Source organism: Chromobacterium alticapitis (genome assembly GCF_002924365.1).
Lineage (GTDB): Bacteria > Pseudomonadota > Gammaproteobacteria > Burkholderiales > Chromobacteriaceae > Chromobacterium > Chromobacterium alticapitis.
Map to the genome: position 1 here is coordinate 1 of NZ_PQWB01000112.1, position 20,326 is coordinate 20,326.

The window sequence follows — 20,326 nt, forward strand, 5'->3', positions numbered from 1 at the left end:
GGCCACAGCCGCTTACGGTGGTTTGCAACCTGCTCCTGCAAGCCGATTGCGAGGGGCCTACCCTCATCTCCTACGCCGCTTGCTGCGGCACACTGAAGTCCGAGACCCATAGTTGGTTTGGCCGCTCCGCGACAAACTGCCGATTGACCCGGTCTAGCGGACACGCTGCCGCCGGATCGGGACGAGTGGTGCGAACCGCCTTGCCGCGGCTGACGCCACGCAAGCCGAGCTGCCGCATCAGTCGCTCGACGGTGCAGCGCGCCACTGCGATGTGTTCGCGCCGAAGCTGACGCCAAACCTTGTCGGCGCCGTACACCTGTTGATTGACCTGCCAGACACGCTTGATCTCAACGCTTAATCTGTCGTCACGCTGGGCTCGAGGGCTGCGCAAGGCAGGATCTCGCCGCCGGGCGACGTAGCGGCGATAGGCGGACGGGGCAACCTGCAAAACCCGGCAGATCGGCTCGACCCCAAGCGTGTCGCGGTGCGTGTCAATGAAGGCCCTCACGACTTGAAGCGGCGGTCGAGCTCCGCCTGCGCGAAAAATGCGCTGGCCAGCCGCAGGATCTCGTTGGCTTTCTTCAGTTCGCGTACTTCGCGCTCGAGTGCTTTGACGCGGGCGGCTTCGGTGCCCGCCGGGCCATCGCGCTGACCGGTATTAGCCTCCTGCTGGCGTATCCAGCGGCGCAGCGTTTCGGCGGTGCAGCCGATCTTGGCCGCGATCGAAACGATCGCAGCCCACTGCGATTCATACTGATCCTTGGCGTCAAAGACCATGCGCACAGCGCGCTCGCGGACTTCTGGGGAAAACTTGGTGGATTTGCTCATGGCTCCATTCTCTCAAGTGAGGGAGCCTCCGCGAAACCCGGGGCGCTTCAGACTGGCAGACAACCCGCCAACCGCGCACACCGGATATCGTTCTTTACGCATCACGGCGGAACGCCTCTGCAAGGCTTCCGCCCTACTGAAATCATTCACGTAGAGCAGAAGCGTCGATTTCACCGTGGAGTTCTGCCTAACAGGCAAGCGCAGAGCGCAGCAAGTGGGGATGGGCTTGGCAAACCCAACTTTTTCCGCGCATTAGGTTGATTCGTCCCCCATGGGCAGGCTTAAAGAACTGGAGGGTAAGAATCGCCGTCTCAAAAAGATGCACAGCGGAGAATGACTTTAGCCTGAGATCATCCCGCTCCTTAGCCCACAATCTCCAATGTCGAGACCCCCAGCCCGCCCCCTTTCCGCAGACGGATTTGCACGGCGATGCGTTCTTTCATGCTTTCTACATGGCTGATGACGCCGATGGATTTCCCAACGGCGTTTAGGGTATCCAGCGCGTCCAAGGCAATCTCAAGCAGATCGCCGTCCAAGGTGCCGAACCCCTCATCCAAAAACAGTGAATCAATAGAAGTCTTGTGACTCACCAGGTCGGACAGAGCCAAAGCCAACGCCAGGCTGACCAGGAAACTTTCACCGCCGGACAAAGTACGGGTATCACGGCTGACGTCGGCTTGCCAGGTATCCACAATTTCCAGTTCCAACTCGCCGCTGCTCTTGCGCTGCAAGAGATAACGGCCGTGCAGCCGCTCCAGATGGCGGTTGGCCAGATGCATCAGGTGGTCCAGTGTCAGCCCTTGGGCAAACTTGCGGTATTTGTCGCCCTCTTTCGAGCCGATCAGGCTGTTGAGCCGTTGCCAGATGTCTACGTCGGCGGCCTGTTGCTCGATTTGATGGAATAGCGCTTGCTGGTTTTCGCGGCGCTGCGCGTCGTCCCGGAGCAAGGCATGCAGAGCGCCTTGTTCGCGGGACAGGGTTTGTCGCTGCCCGTCTTGGGCGGCCAGCGCTTCATCCAGCTCGCTTGGGCCTAGCGGTGTGCGATTCTGCTGCTGCAGTGCATGCAGAGTGGCGTCTGCGCTTTGGCGTACAGCCATGCCGCGTTCCAGCGCTTGCGTCAGTTGTTGCTGCCGGCTGCGCAGGCGTTGGCGTTCCTCGGCAGGCAGCAGTGCCAGGAGGAAGGCATCGGTATCGGTGAAGGGGCTGGTTTGCAGCGTGGCCGACCAAGCTGCCTCCGCCTCGCCGCACTGCTGATGCAGCAAGGCCAGGTCCGCGCTCAACTGGCTTTGCTGGCCCTGCAGCTTGGCGACTTGCGCCGTCAGCGCCTCTGCCTGTTCGGCGCAGCGGGCAAGGGATGGCTCGTCGATTTCTGGTGTGGCCTGGCCGCTTGGCGCTTCCGCATTCTGTTTACGCCAGCGGCTCTGCCAGCCTTCGGCAAGCTGGGCTGCTTGCTCAAGCCGGCTTTGCAGCTTGAGCCGCTCAGCCTGCTGCCATTGCAGCGCGCCTTGCTTGCCCTGCCATGCCTGCCAGTCCTGCTGCCTATCCGCCAGCCATTGCGCCATATCGTCCGCCACGGCAAAGCCGCTGCCGACAATGGCTGCTTGCAATTGCTCGCGGGCTTCCCGCGCCGCGTGGGAGGCCTGCTCCTGCTGCGCGGTCAGCGTCTTCATGCCTTGCATGGCATGTTGGCAGGCTTGCTGTAGCAGCTCGTACTGCTTACCCGCCTCCTGCAATGCTTGAGCGCTGCGCTGGGCCTGTTGCTGGGCGCTAGCCAGCTTCTGTTCTGCTTGCTCCGCTTGCCCCAACCGGGCTTTCCATTCGGCTTCGCGCTGTTCCGCCTTGGCCCGCCCATGCTGCAGCATGTCTTCCTGCTGCCAGTCCATGTCGGCCAGCCCAAGCGGCGCTGCCTGGCCGCGCCAAGCCGTAGCGGCCTGCTGCTGGGTCTGCTCCAGCGCCCTCATGGCCTCCAACTGCTGTTGCACGCGGCCTTCCAGCTTGGCCTGCTCGCCCTTGGCGGCATTGCCTTGCTCTTCCAGCTGCGCGCGGGCGGCCATTTTCTCCTGCAAGGCAAGCTCGGTAGCCGATAGGTTCAGCTGCTGATAGGCCTGGATGCCCGGATGTTCATGCGAGCCGCACAAAGGGCAAGCCTCGCCCGGCTGCAGCGCGGCGCGATGCGCTTCCAGGCTCTGGATGCGTTGTTCCTGCGCCAGCAGCTTGCGTTTGTCCTCGACTTGCTCTTTCAGCTGTTTGTAGTCTCGGCGCAGGGTGTCCAGCAATGCTTGCTGGGCAGCCAGTTGCTGCCGGGCATCCGTGACCGCGGCTTGCTGTTGCGCTTGCTGGCTGGCGTGTTGACGCTGCTGCGCGGCCAATTGCGACAGCTGTCGCCAGGACTGCACCTGCTCCTGCGCGGCCATCCAGCCGGCGCGCAGCTCAGCCAGTGTTTGGCCCTGGCAAATATTGGCCGCGGCCTGTTCCGCAGCCTGGACGGCGAGCCGCGTTTGCTCGTCCTCCTTTTGGGCCGCATCCCGCCGCGCTTGCTGTTCGCCCAAGCGGCGTTCGGTCTCTTCCCGTTCGCGCTGCTGCGCCTGTAACTGGTCTTGCAGCTGCTGCGCGGCGCGCTGGGCCTGCTGGATCTGGCTGAACTGGCTCTGCCAGCCGCTGAGCTGCTCGCCCAGAACAGCAAAATGGCTATGTTCCGTCAGCCAGCCTTGCAAGGCCTGCAGTTCGTCATGAGCCGCTGTGTACTGCTGCCTGGCGTGCTCCGCCAGGCCTGTTGCGATGGTGTTGGCCTGCCAATGGGCGTTAACGGTCTGCTGCTGGCTGTCCGCCAATGCAGCCTGCGCTTTGTTCAGCGTGCTTTGGGTCTGATCCCGCCTTGCCTGAGCGTCTTGCCAAACCTGATGGACGGGGCGCATCGTCTCTGCCGGCTCGCTCTGTTGCAGGCGTTGCAGTTCGGGTTCGGCTTCATCCAGTGCCTTCCGGGCCGCCTGTTCGCCCTCTCGCGCCAGTGCAGCTGCCTGCTCTGCCTGAATCAGCTCATGACGCCATTGGCGCAAGGCTTGCGTCTGCGCTTGCTGATTCTGCAGCTCAGCCAATTGCTGAGTCAGCGCGTCGATTTGCTGCCGCATGTCTTGCCGCCGCTCTTCCGGCAGCAGCTCCACGCCATCGGCGCGGGCTTTCAACTGGTCCAGCGCCTGCTTGGCGTCGCGGGCCTGCTCGAATACGCGTTGCGAGATCTGGCCATAGATATCTGTGCCGGTCAGTTCTTCCAACAGCTCTGCGCGCTCATTGGCGCTGGCATTGAGGAAGGCGGCAAAGCCGCCTTGCGCCAGCATCATGGACTTGGTGAAACGGGCGAAATCCAAGCCGGTGATCGCCTCGATGCGCTTGAGTTTGTCGTTGATCTGGCTGGTCAGGATATTGCCGGCGCCATCGGCCAGCTCTACCTTGGGCGCCTGCAAAGCGCCGTCGACCTTGTCGCGCGCGCGGCGTTGGCTCCAGAAGGCGCGGTAGACCTGCCCCTTCACCTCGAACTCCACCTCTGCCAGGCAGTCCGCCGTGTGGCGGGTCATGATCTCGTTGGAGGAGGCGGAGATGGTTTTGAGACGGGGCGTTTCGTGGTACAGCGCCAAGCAGATGGCGTCCAGCAGCGTGGACTTGCCGGCCCCGGTAGGCCCGGTAATGGCGAACAAACCGTTGTCTTTGAACGGCGGCAGGGTGAAGTCGATTTTCCACTCGCCCTTGAGCGAGTTGAGGTTCTTCAGGCGCAAGGTCAGGATCTTCATGCTGCGACCTCCTGCAGGCTGGTCACAATGCTGCGGTAGCGTGTTTCCAGCTGATACCTCAGCACCTCATCCAGTTCCTCCTGCTCCAGCCGCTTGGCGAACACGTCGAACGGCGTCAGCTCATCCAGCGTTTCCCTGGCGGCGGCTTGCAGGGCGGCCGCCGCATTGCCCCGATCCCGACGCAAACGCAGCACTTCCACTGGCAAGCCTTCGGTCATGCTCTGGATTCGGGCTTGCAGATCCGACAGATAGTCGTCCCCTTTCACCATCACTTCCAGCCAGACCGGCTGCTCGGCGCTGCCCAGCTTGGCGGCATCCTGGATCTGGCTTTCCAAGGCCTTCAAATCGCCCTTGATCGAAACCAGCTGCTGGAAACGTGGAACCGGCAGCGGCGTCACGCCCATCAGGCCAAGATCGTCGACGTCGACCAGCAGCACTTCTTTTTGCTGAGCGGCTTCGTCAAAGCTCAAGGGAATGGGCGAGCCGCTGTAACGAATATGCTCCAGCCCGCCTACCTTTTGCGGGCGGTGGATATGGCCGAGCGCGATGTAATCGGCCGGCGGGAAAGCGGTGGTCGGGAACGCCTCCAGCGCGCCGACATAGATTTCGCGCACGGACTCGCTGGCGCTGGCGCCCACCGTGGTCAGGTGGCCGGTAGCGATGATGGGCAATGGCAGGCGTAGCGCGTCGCGCTTGGCGCAGGCCCGCTGGTACACGGCCTGGTAGTGCTGATGGATGGCTTCCTGCAGGGAAAGCTGCTTTTCCTCCGCGCTCTGCCCTGCCTGGCTCTGCATCACATCGCGCGGACGGATGAAGGGTATCGCGCAGACGATCGCGCCAGGCGCGCCATCGCGCTTGTTCAGCACTAGCGCCTGCTTATCCAGATTTTCTTCAACGCCGGGGATGACCGTGGTGCTGAGATAGGACAACAAGGGCCGGCTTTCACCCAGGGTGGCGACCGAGTCGTGGTTGCCGCCCAGCATGAGCAAGGCAGCGCCGCAGTCGTGCAGCTGAACCACCAGCTGGTTGTAAAGCTCCCGCGCATAGCTAGGCGGCGCGCCGGTATCGAAGATGTCGCCGGCGATGATCACGGCGTCTACGGCATGTTCGCGAACCTTCCGGATCAGCCATTCGATGAAGGCCTGATGCTCTGCCTGGCGGGTCTTGCCCATGAAGTGCTGGCCAAGGTGCCAGTCAGATGTATGAAGAATACGCATTTAGGTAAGCCAGCCATATCAACGGCATGCATTTTACCAATCTATGCGCTCCCAAAGCTGGGAAGCGCTGACAAAAGATAAACTTCGGGAAACCGCACAGTGGACAGTCCCGGAACCGTCGACAAATGCCCGCCTTCCTAGCCGCGGCTGGCTTCCCGGGTGCGGATGGCGGCACAGCCATCCTTCCGTGCGACATACGCGCAGCCCTCCGCAGCGATCTGAAACCCATACACTACGATCTAGAAAACAGCCCTGTCTGTTGTGCCAGCAAACCCATCGCCCACCATGGCTAAAATGACGGCTTGAGGCATGCGGATCGAGTGGCGTCGCCACGGCCGCGTTCCTGATGGCGGAAATCCAATCCCGGCAAATCGTTTTTATTCTTACGTCTGGAGATGATATGTCTTGTTTGGCAGGCTGGAGCTATGGCGCGGCAATCAATAATTCGCTTCTTCCCATCATCAAAACCGCTCTGACGAGAAAATGGAATACATCCGGGCATAGCAATACCTGGAACGGCGCTTATGAGGGCAATCCGGTTTCCATCACCTTCAAGCCTTCGCAAAGCACTGCCTCCATTTATTCCGGCCAGGAAAACGCCCTATTCGTCACCATTCCGTTTTCCGGCACCTCTCAATCGAGCAATGGCAGCACAGTGACTTTCAGCGGCACTTTTGGCCTGATCGTAAACCTGAACACCGTCTCGATTCAGCTCACGCCATCGGCATCCGCGCCGGACGCCTGGGATGAATATCTATACCTGACCAACACCACCCTCACGCTGGCGGCTCCCAATCTTTCCGCCAGCGATAACTACATCTATCCGTTCAGCTGCGTGCCATCGTCGGCATCCACCACGGTTTACAACGCGCTGGTCTCCTCCCTGGAAACCGCGCTGGCGGGCTTTGGCAATGAATCGCCCATATTTCTGGGCACCCACACCCAAAGCAGCGACGACTCCGGCAAACTGTCCCCGGCCGCCAAAGCCGCGCTAACGCCGCTTTATACGCAATTCATCACGCTGAACTACACCTCCAGCGCCGATGCGCAACTGGCGGCGCTCAGCGCCATCTCCGGCGTAACGCCGCCCACCGGCAGCTGGCAGAACACATTGATCACAACGGGCACGTTCAATCCAACGGATGGCGCCAACACGATTTTAGCCATCGCAGACGAAACCTTGTGGTCCCTGGTGGCTCAAGAGGGCCCCACCACGCTCAGTGACAAAGCCACGATCAGCTACAACGTAAGCAATGGCAGCCCCTCCGTGCTGACCGTAACGGCAAAACCCAATCCGAATGGTCCCTCGCCATGGAACCTCATGAGCGCGTTCGGCTGGTCTTTCGATGCCCAGACCACGCTGCCCGGCCCGAATCTGCAGCTCATTCTGACCATCAACGGCGCCTATACCGGCACTTACGAATACGATATGTCCATTGCGCTAACGGAAAACAGCAACGGAACCGAAACCATCTCCACAAGCTGGAGTTCCGGCGGCGAAGTCGTCACCTTCAACCCGGCCGCGGCCGGCCCCCTTACCGTGGAGAGCGCCATCGCCGCTACCGTGGCGCTGGCCGCCTCCACGTTGAATCCCTATTTGCTGCTTGTGGCTTTGGTTGAGGCCATTGCGGCTGCCATCTGGTATGCCGTGCTGTACGAAGCGATGGAAAAGATCGGCTCCCATACTCCACAAAACAAGCAATCGCAGGAGATAGGCAGCAAGACCTACACCTTTGAAAACATCACCATAGGCGCAACGCTGGAAAGCGTCCAGATAGAGCAAGGCTTGATCGTAGGCGCCGCCCTGACGTATCAGAATATTTAACAGACCGCCGACTCAAAATAGGCTTGAGCCAGCATGCCTATTTCCATCCCGTTCATCTGATTGAATTCGCGCAACAGGCCCGGCATGACCGGGCCTTTTCTCTTACTGGCGAACTTGGATCGATAGATTTGATTGGGTATTATTTTTGAACTCCATACCTTTATTCATACCATCTCCATCAAGACGACTTTGCCTTTCTTTCATCAAGCATTAGCCCACTGAACTCCTCGCTCTCAAACGATACTAAGTAAATCTTCTGATAGATTTTAATGGCATGGGTGCTTAACTTCATTTGTAGCTTGGACGTTGAGTCAATTTTATGTTTGCCGCGCAAACTTGACCTATGAGGAGAAGCTGAAAAATGGATATCCAGTCGCCTGATCTTGTTTTCCATGGTTCCGATCTTGCCGGAGCGGCGCACGATGCCGCTTTGTGGCATACCCTGTCGCAAAGCCTGGTTGTAAAAACGGCTGGAATATCTGCCGATGAATACTATCGCCAGCTTTTCCAAACCGCCCATGCCCGCTTGCGTCATGGCAAACCGACTCAGTCCCCGGCCAGCTACGCGGAGTGGATGCAGTATTTGGCAAACCAATTGGGTCAACCCAACGAACAGGTTTTTCAGGCCTTGCCGCTGGAGCAGTGCGATGAAACCGTGCGCCAGCAAGTGGGTGAATGCATCCGCCGGATTCAGGATCAAACCGTCACTTTGGCGGAAGAGCGATCATCGCTGACTTTTGCGGCAGGTTATCTGAAAGAGGACTTGGGGCCGCTGCCCAAAGGCACACTGCTGATTCGGCGCGACAGTCAGCTGGCTACCGTACTGCAACCGGTGGGCTATTTGCACTTTGAGTCGACATCCGGCCAATTGCATAACATGGCCCTTGGCGAGGCTGCGGTTGAGATGGATGCAACAGGCATCGCGGCGAGAGATGAAGTCGATGATACGCTGGATGTGGCTTTGCCCGCGCTGTCCTCTCTGTGCGAGGCCTTATCCTATGCCCCAAAGGTGGGCCCAGTCTTTGCCATCCTCCAAATCGGACTGGACGTAGTGCAATTGATTCGGGGCGAGTTGGCTCCGACTGACTTTGACCGGCTGCTGGAAGCATTGCCGGGCATCATAAAGAAAGCCCTGACCGAGGCCAACCTCGCCTCTCAGAGCGCCAATGTCGCCCAATTCATGAATGATTTCCAAAAGCATTGTTTTGTGCTGAAGCGCTCCGAAGGTCGAATCGAATACATTAAAAATATCTTCTTGCCCTTCTTGATCAGGGCGACAGATGTGGGCTCTGGCACCTTAGGCAATACCTTGTTCCAATTGGCGCAGCTGTGGACCACCGTCAAATGGGATGACATCAAACTGAAAGAAAAACTGTTGGTGGCCATCGCAATGGCGACTGGCAGCAATGTGCTCATTTACCGCACGCAAGTCATGTTGCGGGCAGAACTGGCTGCAGATGCCAAGCGGCAAAACAATCTCGCCGAGTATGAGCGTCAAGTCAACGCCATGAAGGATGCCTTTCAGGGTTATAATTTCGTCGCGAACAAAGACGCCAATTCCTTGCGGACGTTGCTCAAAAAAACCAGGGAGTACAAAGAAAAACGTTTTAATGCAGAATCGATCTATTGGGGCGACAAGAATGGCGGCGTTCCCTTCTACACCTTCTATGTCAATGACAAGCTAGATCAAGACAAGTGTCTGGACTGGTGCAATTTCTGGACTCCGTTTTCTTACAGCGAAGGGGCCGCTTGGGCAAAGCGTACACGGGATGCCCATTACAAGACAATTATGGAGAGAGCCAACAAACGGTTTGTGCCCATCATTGAAAAATCCCAGCAAATGCTGCTCAAATTCCAGCAATTGGCCTTGCAAATGGATAGCGATTTCATGCTGGACGACGAGGTGTATTACAGGATCGTCACCCCGGACGAGAAGCAATCCTTTGATGTGGAAGGCGGGACGCACGACCAAGGCGGCAAGGTCTTGCTGTATTCCCCCCATGATGGAAAACACCAGCTGTGGCGTTTCGTGGTGGCCGAGGGAGAGGATGCCGCGGCCTACTATCAGGTTCGCGCGGCGCATAGCGGACAATGCCTGGACATTCCGCAATTGACCACCCAGCAAGGCGCAGGCGTGATTCAGTGGCCGTCAAACGGCAATGACAACCAACGCTTCAAGGTGGTCAAGGCCAAAGAAGGCAAGGTCGGGCTGCAAGCCAAACACAGTTCGCAGTTCCTGGAAGGAAAAGAGGGCAAGGTGGTGCAGAACCCGCAGCGGGACGACACCAGCCAACTCTGGAAATTGAGCGTAGTCACTATCGTCCAATCTTGAGTCTGGGCGAGTCCGGCGAAGCATAGCGTTCAGGCAGCCAGGCTATGCAGAGGGTATGCTTGACGGCGGCGCGCCGCCATCAAGCCCCCGCTAAATAGCAGCGCCGGTCATGGAGCGGAAGTTTCGGTGGGTTCGGAGCTTCTGCTCCATTCCCCTTCTCTTTTCATCCGCCATCCAGCGGCACGCGCCTGATCATCACGGCGCCGATGCCCATTTTCATCGAACGACTCCGCCAAACACAGTCGGCAACCCGTGAACAAAGACAGCGAATGCGACCACTGCCATGGTCTGTCCGGCCGCCGGCCCCTCTTCAAACTACCGGCTGCAGCAGCCAAACATTGCCTGCATGGCCAGCCGCCCTAGTGATGATGTCCGCGCTATCGGGGCTCCAGCCCAGATAGGCTTGACTGGCCAGGTTCTGCAGCGTGACGGCGCTCCCCTCCGCGATGGGCGCGCCGTCCTGCATGGCAGGGTCCGCGCTGCGCACTATCCAGCTCTGCGGCGCCCATTCCTTACGCTGGGTGTAATAGTAAAGGCCGGTTTTCCACTGACCCAGCACGCGGTAGTAAGCCAGCTCCGGCTCTTCCGACAGCACTTGCACCAAATCGCCATTGCGGATATCGCTCTTGCCTGGCTGCAGCAATAGGCTGAAGGGCTGCGGCGCGTTTGTCAGCTTGGGATAGTATTGCTTGTCTATGGCCCTCGCTGCGAAAGCGCCCAGCCCGCGCGGCGATTTTTCCTGGCTCAGCAGCTTCACTCTTTGCCTGGCGCTCGCGCTGCCCCAAACCAGCGTTGGCGGAGGCGCGGACATGCTGGCAGCCGGAACAAAGTCTATACCCGTGGCGGCCTTCACCTCGCCGGCCACCAGTTCCAGGTGCAGCGCGGCGGCCTGGCTGAAGCGATAGTGGTCGCTGTTTTGGCCGGGATTCTGTCGGAAAGCCTGCGGCCAGCGCTCCGCCTGATAGTCTGGCGCGGGCGTCAACGCGACGCCATTCGCCTGGAAACTGGGAATGGCCTTTGCCCAGGTTTGCAGGCGCGCCGGCATATCGCTGCCGTTGATATCGAATGGCCGTGTCAGCAGCGCCATCAGTTGCGTCTCCACTTCTTTAGACAGCTCGGGCGCGCCGCGCGGGGAGAACGAAGGCTCGAAAGCGCCCTTCCTCGCCCAGGACAAAACGGCCACCAACTGGCGGAACGCCATCAGGTAATCCGCCGGGTTGTTCTTGGTGATGGGCGCATCGGACCACAGGGGCTGATAGGTGTACACCAGCCAGGGGCAGTCAGGCAGATGGCCCATGCGTCCATGGCCCAGGTAGGCCACGGAGCGCGGCGTGAAAGTGGACGGCGTGGCGCTGAACGGCGCGAAGGGAATGGGCGCCCTCTTGGCGTTGTCCCACACGAATGGCTGGGCATCATTGACGTAGCAGGATGGTGTGCCGGCGTAGTTCATATGGGCCCAGGTATCGGCCAACACATGCATGCGCAGACCCAGCAGGTGCAGAAAATAAGGTTCGCGCGCATGCCGTGCCAGGTCATGGACCATTTTGTCCACCAGCAGGCTATTGGGCCGGCACAACAGCTGGAACTCCTCGCCTATGCGGGCATAGTCTTCGCCGCCGGAGCGCAGCACCGCCGGATCGCCATAGGGCAAACGCTCGGGGTTGTTTCCATAATTGCCGGGCAGAAAGTGGAAGGCTGACCAGATGCGGCGCAGTTTCTTCAACCTCTCCGCCGGCCATTCGCCCACGCCTATCTCCATCTTGCCAATCTGTCCATTGGTCTGCACAGTGGCTACCGGCGTGAAATCCCGGCTCTGGATGCGAAAGCAGCCGTCATCGTCCAACACCCGGCTTTCGTCCAGATCATCGACATACTGCGCGGCGTGGGCAATGATGGCCGCATCGGATAGCTGGCCTTCGCCGGCGGGCGCGGTGCTATAGCCCGCCAGCCCTGCCGCCAGATAGGTGGCGTAGTAGTGAAAATCGATTTCCATGGCGCATTCCCCTGCACAGTAGGTATTGCAGGAACGCTGGCCGCAAGCGCTCTGTGAAGCCGCCTTGCCCTGAATGGGGACACGCGCCATGATTCCTCCACCGCAAATCAGGTGACCGACATGCCCCGCTTTCCGCTTATCCTCGCCTCTGCCCTGCTGGCGCTTGGCCTCGCCTCCGCCGCGCAGGCTGCCGGCGAACACGCTCTGGATGGCACCGCCAGCGGCAAAGTGCAGAAGGTAGGCTTCCGCGCCTTGATTCTGAAGCAAGCCATCCAGAACAATCTGGCCGGCACGGCGCGCAACACAGATGAGCAGACGGTGCTGTTCAGCCTGCAAGGCAAGGACAAACGGATTCAAGATGCGGTGGATCGGCTAAAGCGCGGCACGGATAAATCCGAGGACGTGAAAATCGCGACCAAGAGCGGTCCAATCGTTCCGGGCCTGCATACCTTCACCGTCGTGGGCTGGACCTCCCTCAGCCGCGGCATCACCCACCCATACGATCTGGTCTTCACGCTGCGCGCGGATGGCTCCAAAGTCTCCAAGGCGGGAGCGAAACAGACTTTCTGCGACATTTTGAAAAACACGCTGCAACCGGCGGACTGGCAAAAGGCGGCGCCGCGCTGCCAAGCTGCCGGCAACGCAGGGGAAGATGCCGAGTGAGCAAGACTTTCCGCAAGATCATGTACGCCGCGGCGCTGCTCGCGCTGATTTGGATAGGCTGGCAAGTGGCGCAGCGGCTGGTGATTCTGCTGCCCTCGCGCCAGGTGGGCGCCACGCCCATGGATTTCGGCGTGCCGTTTACGGAAGAATGGCTGGACGCGCCGGCAGGCGGCGGCACGCGGGCCGGGCGCGCCCATGTCTGGTGGCTGCCGTCGGCTAATCCGGCAGCGCCGGCCGTGCTGTATCTGCACGGCAATGAAAGCACGCTGTCCACCGACATCGACCTGATCCTGAGTCTGCGCCAGGCTGGCTTCGCGGTGATGGCGGTGGATTACCGCGGCTACGGGCAAGGCTCTTTGCGGCTGCCTAGCGAAACTTCGGTCTATACCGACGCGCAGCTGGCCTGGAGCCGTTTTCTGCAGCTGACCCCGCGCGCCTCGCGCCGCTTGCTGTACGGACACTCCATGGGCAGCGCCATCGCCATAGACCTAGCAGGCCAAGCGCCGAGACTGGACGGGCTGGTAGTGGACGGCGCATTCACCTCGGCGGCGGACGTGGGCCGCGCCATGACCGCCAACTGGCTGCCGCTGTCCGTTCTGCTGCGGCAGAAATTCCAGTCCAAAGACAAGATAGCCGCCTTGCAAATGCCGCAGTTGTTCATCCATTGCACGGCGGACGAAGTCATTCCGGTGGCGCTGGGCCAGCGCCTGTACAGTCTCAGCACCGCTGCCAAGCAGCAGTTGCTGATAGAAGGGGGGAATCATGACCACTGCTACCGCGCCGCGCCGGAGCGCTGGCGGCAGGCGCTTAGGCGCATGGGCGGACTGGAGTAAGCCTGGCGGCAATGCTCACTCCATCCGCCGCGCCTTCCCTGGACTTAAGCCAGCTCGATCAGGCCCAGCCCCACGCCGCACCCCATCAGCGCCAGCGAAAACGCCCACATGGTCAGCAGCGAGTAACGCAGGTGGCGTCCCATATCCAGGCCGGCAAGCCCCAGTCCCAGCCATAGCGCCGGCGAGAATGGGCTGACAAAGGTGCCGATCACATTGCCGATTTGCAGCGCGTAGATTGCCGTGGCCGCCTCCACACCGTATCCGGTGACGATTTCCAGGATGACAGGCAGCAACGCAAAGTAATACGCGTCAGTGCTCAACACCAAGTCCAGCGGCAGGCCGAACACGCCCAGAATCAGGTGCAGATGGGGCGCGGCGCCATCCGGCAGCACCCGGACCAGATCCGCCGCGATAGCTTTGAGCATACCGCTACCGTTGAGCACGCCCAAAAAGGAGCCCGCCCCCAGGATGATGGCCCCCATCAGCAAGGCGTTTGGCGCGTGCGCGCGCATACGCTCCAGTTGCTCGTCCACATTCGGGTAATTGATCAGCAGCGCCACGCCCAGCCCTATCATGAACACATAGCCGGATGGCAAAACGCCGGAGATCAGGGTGCCGATCACGGTCAGAAACAGCGCGACGTTGATCCAGAAACGTTGCGGCAAGCCGCCGTCTCCAGCATCCATATCGTCCAGCGCGCCAACGGCCGAACCGGGCTGCGCGCCCTCCCTACGCAAGCGCCTTGCCTCCAGCAGGCCCATCACAAAGGCCAGCGCCACCAAGAGGGCCGCGCCTATCAACTGCAGCGGGATCAAGGGCTGCCACAACTCGGCCGGGTCCAGATCCGTCACCGCCGCCGCGCGCCCCAAAGGCCCGGCCCACGGCATCATATTGAGTATGCCGGCGCCCAGCGCCAACAGCAGCATCATCAGATAGGGATTCATGCCCAGACGACGGTACAGTGGCAGCAGCGTAGGCACCGTCAGCAGAAAGGTGGTGGCTCCCACGCCATCCAGATGCGCCAGCATGCCCACCACCGCTGTGCAGACGGCCACTGCCACCGGATTGCCGCCCGACAACCGGACCATGCCGTTGACGATAGGACGAAACACGCCTGTGTCCTGCATCACGCCAAAGAAAGTAATGGCGAAAATGAACATGGTCGCCACCTGGGATACGGAACTCAGACCGGCGCCGTAGAATTTGCCGATGTCCGAGAAACCGAAGCCGGCCAGCGCGGCGCCCAGGAACGGAACCAGCGTCAGGCAGACGACAGGCGCCAGCTTGCGAAATATCAGAAGCGATACGACGGTGATAATGATGGCAAGGCCTGCCAGTGTAAGCATGCTCTCCTCCGAGTGCGGGATTCGCCTGCCCGGCATGTCGCCGCGCCTCCGACTCCCGACTTCGAGAGTGGATCGGCCGCGGTGAAGCGCCGGCGCCGCGCAGAGCCTTTTGGGCTGTTGTTGTGCGCGCGGCTGCAGGTTTGAAAAAGGGACGATGGATTCAGAATGACTGTTGCGAATGGCGGCCCCATCCGCTACGCCCTGAAATGACAAGACTACATTCGAGAAAAAGTTATTGTCCATACAATAACTTCCCGGCCGACTCCCTGTTCAAGCGAGATAGCGCTTCGTCGTTTTTATCGCTCTGAAATGAATATTCCCCGCTTGCGGGGCGAGAACCCTTTTGCCCAGCCGGCGGTTTTGTAAACAAATCCGACATGCCCCGCGCGTACGCGCATATCTCCGCCACCAATTAGAATAGAAGCTCAGCCGGCTCTATTTCTCAGCCGCGCAACGCTATTCCCAGACATCAGTCAGCTGATTTGTAAACAAGCAACGCTTCCATCAACCCCCTCAATGATTACCTGCATGGCATTTTCACAAGCAAGAATAGAGTGGCCGCGTTCTGGATATTTCCAAACAGCCTCAGCAAAAAATGTCGATTAAATAGCAGAGAGGCGTCTTATTTCAACGACACCGCCGCTCAATAATGCAAAGCGTTGCCAACGCCGCCAGCGAGCGATATCTAGCCATTCAGATCAAAACCGCCCAGCAGCAAATCATTCTGCATAATCAGCAAAATAGCCGGGCTGTCCCAGAAGAGCGGCAAACCGGCTAAGTAGAAGCACAAGCCCTGCTCTTTGGGACTGGGGCAAACGGTTTGCTTTCACCTAAGGTAGTTGAGCGTTCACTGGTTTATGACGCAAGACTCAATTCTTTCCTCAGGAGAAGTCGATGACGCCGATCCCAAGCCCGGTCAAAAACGTTCGCGTTTACCCTTACATCCCAGACGCCCCCATCATCGTGCAGCCGGTGTTCGTCAGCGGCGCCGGCACTTACTCGGTCGGCACGCTGGGCACCAATGTGTTTTACAACCTGAACCTGACATCAGGCGAAGCGCAGAACGGCGGCGTTCACGCCGGCGCCAAGTACTACGCCATCGGTCAAGACCAGGAAGGCAAGGAATTCACCACCACCTGGCTGACTTGCACCCAGGGCGGCAATCAGCCGCAGTTTGGCCGCACCGTTCATTTCGGGCCGCACAAGGTCGGCGCTCAGGCAGAGAACCACGCCAATCTAGCCTATAGCGTCCATCTGTCCGACGTGGCGGTGAATGTCTTCGTTCCGCCGTTCGAACCGCTGGCCATCCCGCTGATCGAGAACGGCAAGGGCATCGCCACCTTCGCGGGACTGCTGCCCGGCGGCTCGTGGACCGTGTCCGTGACCGACGGCACGCGCGTCAATCCGCTGCAAGACGGCACCGTCGTCACCATCAGCGCCACCAATGTGGCGACAGGCAAGCCCTTCCACATTCCGGCCACTTTTGTGACTCGTGACTCTGGCGAGCCGGCCGTCTTCGTCGAACGACGCATCCTCGACGAGCAATAGACCGGACTTTCCGGCTCTCCTCTCGCTCACGGCCGGTCCGCGCCCAAACGGCTGCGAACCGGCCTTCTCACATCCTTTCCTGCCGCCCTCCTCCAGTGCCGCCTCCCAGGCATGCTCGCGCCAATAATAAATTGACATAGTCAACAATTGATAAATACAATAATTGACATAGTCAATGACGGAGGCATGATGCTTCATCAACTCGGCCATCAACTGACGCACATAGTCAATCTCAAGCGACGATTAATGGATAGCCGACTGCAAGCCTGCGGCATCACGCGCTCGCAGCGGCAGATTCTGCTGATGCTGTACTGGCACGGCGATTGCACGCAGAAAAACCTGCTCCTCCATCTGGACATGGACCCAGGACAACTGGCGCGCACGCTGGATGGCTTGGAAAAAGACGGCTACGTGAAACGCTCGCCCTGGGGCGCCAATAGACGATGCCTATTCGTCGAGCTGACCGAACGCTGCCGCGAGGAACGCATGCCTCAATTGCTTGAGGCGGTAGAAAGCGTGGACAGCCAGCTATTCCAAGGCTTTGACAAGGAAGAACAAATGCATGTCCAGAAGCTGCTCGACAGACTGCAAGCCAATCTGCAATCCAACGGGGAAAGAGACTCCCATGAAGACTGATGCCCACACGCTGCCTCCGGCGAAATTGAAGCGTCTGCTCGCCGTACTGTTGCTGTTGATGCCGTTTTTCGGCATGGCAGTGGACCTGATAGCCCCTTCCCTGCCGGCTATGGCCAGCATGCTGAACGAGTCGGACAGCGCCATCAAAAATCTGATCAGCCTCTACCTGCTGGGCTATGCGCTGGGCAATTTCGTTTCCGGCTTCCTGACTGATGCCTGGGGCAGACGCAAGCTGCTGCTGGGCGGCATGGTCGGCTTCATGCTGATCAGTGTGCTGCCATTGTGGCTGCCCACGCTGTCTGCCCTGCTGGCCACCCGGCTGCTGCAAGGCCTGATGATAGGCACCATCTCGGTGGTGGCGCGTTCGGTGCTTCCGGATGTGCTGGCGCCGCAGGAGCTGGTAAAGATGGGCGTGATCACCGGCAGCATGTTCGGGCTCGGCCCCATCATCGGCCCGGTGCTAGGCGGCTACCTGCAGGTCTACGCCGGCTGGCAGGCGTGCTTCGTATTCTTCGCAGCGTCCATGGCGCTGATGTGCCTGTTGGTGGCCTTTTTCGTGCCGGAAACGCACTTCAAGCTCCATCCGCTGAACCTGCCCACCATACGCCGCAATCTGGGCGAGGTGATCCGCCATCGGCAATTCATGGGCATGGTGGTGCTAATGGGCGCCATCTATTCCATGAGCATCGCCTTCAATACCGTGGCCCCCTTCATCATCCAGACCGGCTGGCACTACTCGCCCATCGTGTTCGGCCATATCGCCTTCGCCCTGGGTTGCGTATTTCTTCTGGCCACTTTTCTCTGCCGCTACTTGGTAGCGCGCCATCCCGTGGCCAGCGTGCAACAGGGCATGACGCGCCTGTTGCTGCTGGTAACGCTGGCCGGTGCGGCGCTGGCTCATTTCCAGCCGGACAGCCTGATGCTGCTGTGCGCAATCAGCGCGCTGATGTTTTTCAGCCAAGGCATGTTGTTTCCGATGTCCATGGGCCGCGGGCTGGCGCTGTTCCGTCACATCGCCGGCACAGCCACCGCGCTGATGTTCCTGATCAACATTCTGATGACCAGCCTCACATCCTTCCTGTTAAGCCTGTTGTCGGTGCACACCGCGCCGGCGCTGCTAGGGGTGTATCTGATTCTGGCCCTGATCTGCTTCGCCGCCAACCGGCTGCTGATCCAGCCTACCGAGCAAGCGCAGGCTGTGCCCGCCCGCTTGTAAACCGCACGAGCAGGCTCGCCGGGACGGGCCTGTCAAATTCCCCCGCGCGCCGCCGTCTTGCGGTACCCTACGCGCCTTGAACCCCATGCGCGGCCGCGCCGCGCGCAAACGGCAACCGTTTTCAGAAGCATGCGCATACAGGAATTCCACCAATCCCTCGCCGACATCGGCGCCCGCCCCTGCCACATAGGACGCATCAACCGCGCCTGGCTCAAGGGCCAATCCTTGGACGCCGGCACCCGCCACCAGAAAAGCGAGGACTATTTCCCGCTGTCCGTGCGTGAAGGCCTGCCGCCTATCGCCGCGCGGATCGAGGCTTTGGCGCGCGTCCATTCGCGACACGAGGCCGAGGATGGCTCGCTGCGCATGCTGGTTGCGCTCGGCGATGGCCAGATGGTGGAAAGCGTGCTTTTGCCGCGCGACGGCCTCTGCGTATCCAGCCAGGTGGGCTGCGCCGTCGGCTGCACTTTCTGCATGACCGGCAAAAGCGGCCTGCTGCGCCAGCTGGGCAGCGCGGAAATCGCCGCCCAAGTCGCGATTGCCCGCCGCATCCGTCCGGTGAAAAAAGTGGTATTCATGGGCATGGGCGAACCGGCCCACAATCTGGACAATGTGCTGGAGGCCATCCAATGGCTAGGCACCGACGGCAATATCGGTCACAAGAACCTAGTGTTCTCCACGGTAGGCGATCCGCGCGTGTTTGAACGCCTGCCGCAGATGCAGGTCAAGCCGGCGTTGGCGCTGTCGCTGCACACCACGCGCGCCGATCTGCGCGAACAACTGCTGCCGCGCGCGCCGCGCATCGCGCCTGAAGCGCTGGTGGCGCTGGGCGAAGACTACGCCCGCCGCGTGGGCTACCCCATTCAGTACCAGTGGACGCTGCTGGCCGGCGTCAACGACAGCCAGGCAGAACTGGACGCGGCCGCGCGCCTGCTCAAGGGCAAGTACGGCGTGCTCAACATCATTCCTTACAACAGCGTGGAAGGCGACAGCTTCCAGCGCCCGACCGCCGAGCGAGTGCAGGCGATCAAACGCTATCTGCACGACAATGGCGTGCTGACCAAGGTGCGTGATTCCGCCGGCCAAGACGTGGATGGCGGCTGCGGCCAATTGCGAGCGCGCGCGGCAGACATCATAGATGTCAGCCGGCTGCGCCGCCGAGGCGGCCAAACGCCAGACGCCTGAATAGAGAAAACCCGGCCAAAGCCGGGTTTCTTTCTTTCCGGATGAACCACCCTATCTGAGCGGCGGCGCGGCGGACGGCGCGGACTGCGGCTTGCCCACGCTAAAGCGCAGATTCTTCAGCTTGCCCGGCACGTCCTTCAAGTCTCCGCTCACTACGCGGTACTGGATGCCTGCAGAGGCCGCAGCGCCCAGGCTGGCTGATCGCGCAGTCAGGGCCTGCGCAGTCAGCGGCTGCGCGGGGCCGGCGGTGATGATATAAGCCGTGGAATCCACCGCGGTGAACACTCCCGTGAACTGCTGCTTGAACTTGCGCTTGGCGATGGAACCGATGTAGTGCTCGATGGTGCCTCGCGAGTACTGGTTGGTCGCCCACGGCCAGTCCCACCTCGACGTAGCCGGATTGAGATATTGCGACAGCAAATCCTGAGCGCCGTTGAGCCCATCCTTGCCGCCGAACTTGGACAAGTAGTATGGGCGGTTGGACGGATGGCCGTTCAGCGCGTTGTCGCTGTAGCGCAGGAAATTATACAGTTCCGCCTCGTAAGTCAGGAACATCTTGGAGGTGTAAGGGATATTGGCCTTCTGCTCGAACAGCGTCAGCGTGATCATGCGCTTGCTCTTCGGCGGCAGCACCGCGCGGTACTCCGCAGTTTGCGAGGTGGTGCTGCTGGTGCCATTGGTCGTGGTCCAATCCGCGCCGGAGGCGATCTCCACCGCGACCGACGTCTCCGCCCCGCCTATCAGCGGCAATCCGCCGGTCCACTTATTGGTCATGGTCACCTTGCCGCTGACGCTGATCTTGTCCGCTTTGGACCAGCTGACCGTCAGGGCCATTCAATGCTATCTCATGCCAGCTTGCATAGCGCCAGTAACTGGTCTGGCGACCAACCCAGTTGTTCGCGTGCCGCTTTGATATTGT

General features: G+C 60.3%; 13 protein-coding genes, 1 pseudogene and 1 other annotated feature. Of the genes and pseudogenes, 8 read left to right on the forward strand and 6 right to left on the reverse strand.

Annotation, left to right across the window (positions count from 1 at the left end; translation table 11 throughout):
- Window positions 1-91: 91 nt before the first annotated feature.
- The 3 genes and pseudogenes from C2I19_RS17885 to sbcD form a co-directional block, all read right to left on the reverse strand.
- Window positions 92-828, reverse strand: a pseudogene (locus tag C2I19_RS17885) (IS3 family transposase); the annotation flags it as partial.
- Window positions 434-550: a sequence feature (AL1L pseudoknot), on the reverse strand. It overlaps the preceding pseudogene by 117 nt.
- A gap of 362 nt (window positions 829-1,190) precedes the next feature.
- Complete coding sequence (locus C2I19_RS17890) at window positions 1,191-4,613, reverse strand: AAA family ATPase (protein WP_103904002.1); 3,423 nt, start codon at window positions 4,611-4,613, stop codon at window positions 1,191-1,193.
- The gene (sbcD, locus tag C2I19_RS17895; protein WP_103904003.1) at window positions 4,610-5,830 is read right to left on the reverse strand and encodes an exonuclease subunit SbcD; all 1,221 of its coding nucleotides are present in this window, start codon (window positions 5,828-5,830) and stop codon (window positions 4,610-4,612) included. The genes C2I19_RS17890 and sbcD overlap by 4 nt, the downstream gene beginning before the upstream one ends.
- A 346-nt stretch (window positions 5,831-6,176) precedes the next feature.
- Between sbcD and C2I19_RS17900 the strand changes: the two genes are divergently transcribed.
- Together C2I19_RS17900 and C2I19_RS17905 are read left to right on the forward strand one after the other, a co-directional pair.
- Window positions 6,177-7,655: a hypothetical protein gene (locus C2I19_RS17900; RefSeq protein WP_146056864.1), complete on the forward strand. Its 1,479-nt coding sequence runs from the start codon at window positions 6,177-6,179 to the stop codon at window positions 7,653-7,655.
- 361 nt (window positions 7,656-8,016) lie between these two features.
- Window positions 8,017-9,987 (forward strand): RICIN domain-containing protein, encoded by a 1,971-nt coding sequence (locus C2I19_RS17905; protein ID WP_103904005.1) that lies wholly within the window; start codon window positions 8,017-8,019, stop codon window positions 9,985-9,987.
- Between the two features lie 310 nt (window positions 9,988-10,297).
- On the opposite strand, the gene C2I19_RS17910 is transcribed toward C2I19_RS17905, so the two are convergent.
- A complete protein-coding gene (locus tag C2I19_RS17910) occupies window positions 10,298-11,980 on the reverse strand; it encodes a DUF6765 family protein (protein ID WP_103904006.1) in 1,683 nt (560 codons plus the stop codon).
- A gap of 120 nt (window positions 11,981-12,100) precedes the next feature.
- Here C2I19_RS17910 and C2I19_RS17915 point away from each other — a divergent pair, with 120 nt between their 5' ends.
- Complete coding sequence (locus C2I19_RS17915; RefSeq protein WP_103904007.1) at window positions 12,101-12,643, forward strand: acylphosphatase; 543 nt, start codon at window positions 12,101-12,103, stop codon at window positions 12,641-12,643.
- Complete coding sequence (locus C2I19_RS17920; RefSeq protein ID WP_103904008.1) at window positions 12,640-13,476, forward strand: alpha/beta hydrolase; 837 nt, start codon at window positions 12,640-12,642, stop codon at window positions 13,474-13,476. The genes C2I19_RS17915 and C2I19_RS17920 overlap by 4 nt, the downstream gene beginning before the upstream one ends.
- Window positions 13,477-13,520: 44 nt before the next feature.
- On the opposite strand, the gene C2I19_RS17925 is transcribed toward C2I19_RS17920, so the two are convergent.
- The gene (locus C2I19_RS17925) at window positions 13,521-14,822 is read right to left on the reverse strand and encodes a CitMHS family transporter (RefSeq protein WP_103904009.1); all 1,302 of its coding nucleotides are present in this window, start codon (window positions 14,820-14,822) and stop codon (window positions 13,521-13,523) included.
- A gap of 894 nt (window positions 14,823-15,716) precedes the next feature.
- Between C2I19_RS17925 and C2I19_RS17930 the strand changes: the two genes are divergently transcribed.
- The 4 genes from C2I19_RS17930 to C2I19_RS17945 all read left to right on the forward strand — a co-directional run bounded on the left by C2I19_RS17930 (window position 15,717) and on the right by C2I19_RS17945 (window position 19,407).
- The gene (locus C2I19_RS17930; RefSeq protein WP_103904010.1) at window positions 15,717-16,370 is read left to right on the forward strand and encodes a hypothetical protein; all 654 of its coding nucleotides are present in this window, start codon (window positions 15,717-15,719) and stop codon (window positions 16,368-16,370) included.
- Window positions 16,371-16,616: 246 nt separating this feature from the next.
- A complete protein-coding gene (locus tag C2I19_RS17935; protein ID WP_158253757.1) occupies window positions 16,617-17,006 on the forward strand; it encodes a MarR family winged helix-turn-helix transcriptional regulator in 390 nt (129 codons plus the stop codon).
- On the forward strand, window positions 16,996-18,222 hold the full coding sequence (locus C2I19_RS17940) for an MFS transporter (RefSeq protein WP_158253758.1): 1,227 nt from the start codon (window positions 16,996-16,998) through the stop codon (window positions 18,220-18,222). The genes C2I19_RS17935 and C2I19_RS17940 overlap by 11 nt, the downstream gene beginning before the upstream one ends.
- A 129-nt stretch (window positions 18,223-18,351) precedes the next feature.
- Window positions 18,352-19,407, forward strand: a complete 1,056-nt coding sequence (locus C2I19_RS17945) for an RNA methyltransferase (RefSeq protein WP_103904013.1) — start codon at window positions 18,352-18,354, stop codon at window positions 19,405-19,407.
- Window positions 19,408-19,458: 51 nt separating this feature from the next.
- Here the strand turns inward: C2I19_RS17945 and C2I19_RS17950 are convergent, their stop codons facing one another.
- Window positions 19,459-20,241, reverse strand: a complete 783-nt coding sequence (locus C2I19_RS17950; RefSeq protein ID WP_103904014.1) for an aerolysin family beta-barrel pore-forming toxin — start codon at window positions 20,239-20,241, stop codon at window positions 19,459-19,461.
- Between the last annotated feature and the right edge of the window lie 85 nt (window positions 20,242-20,326).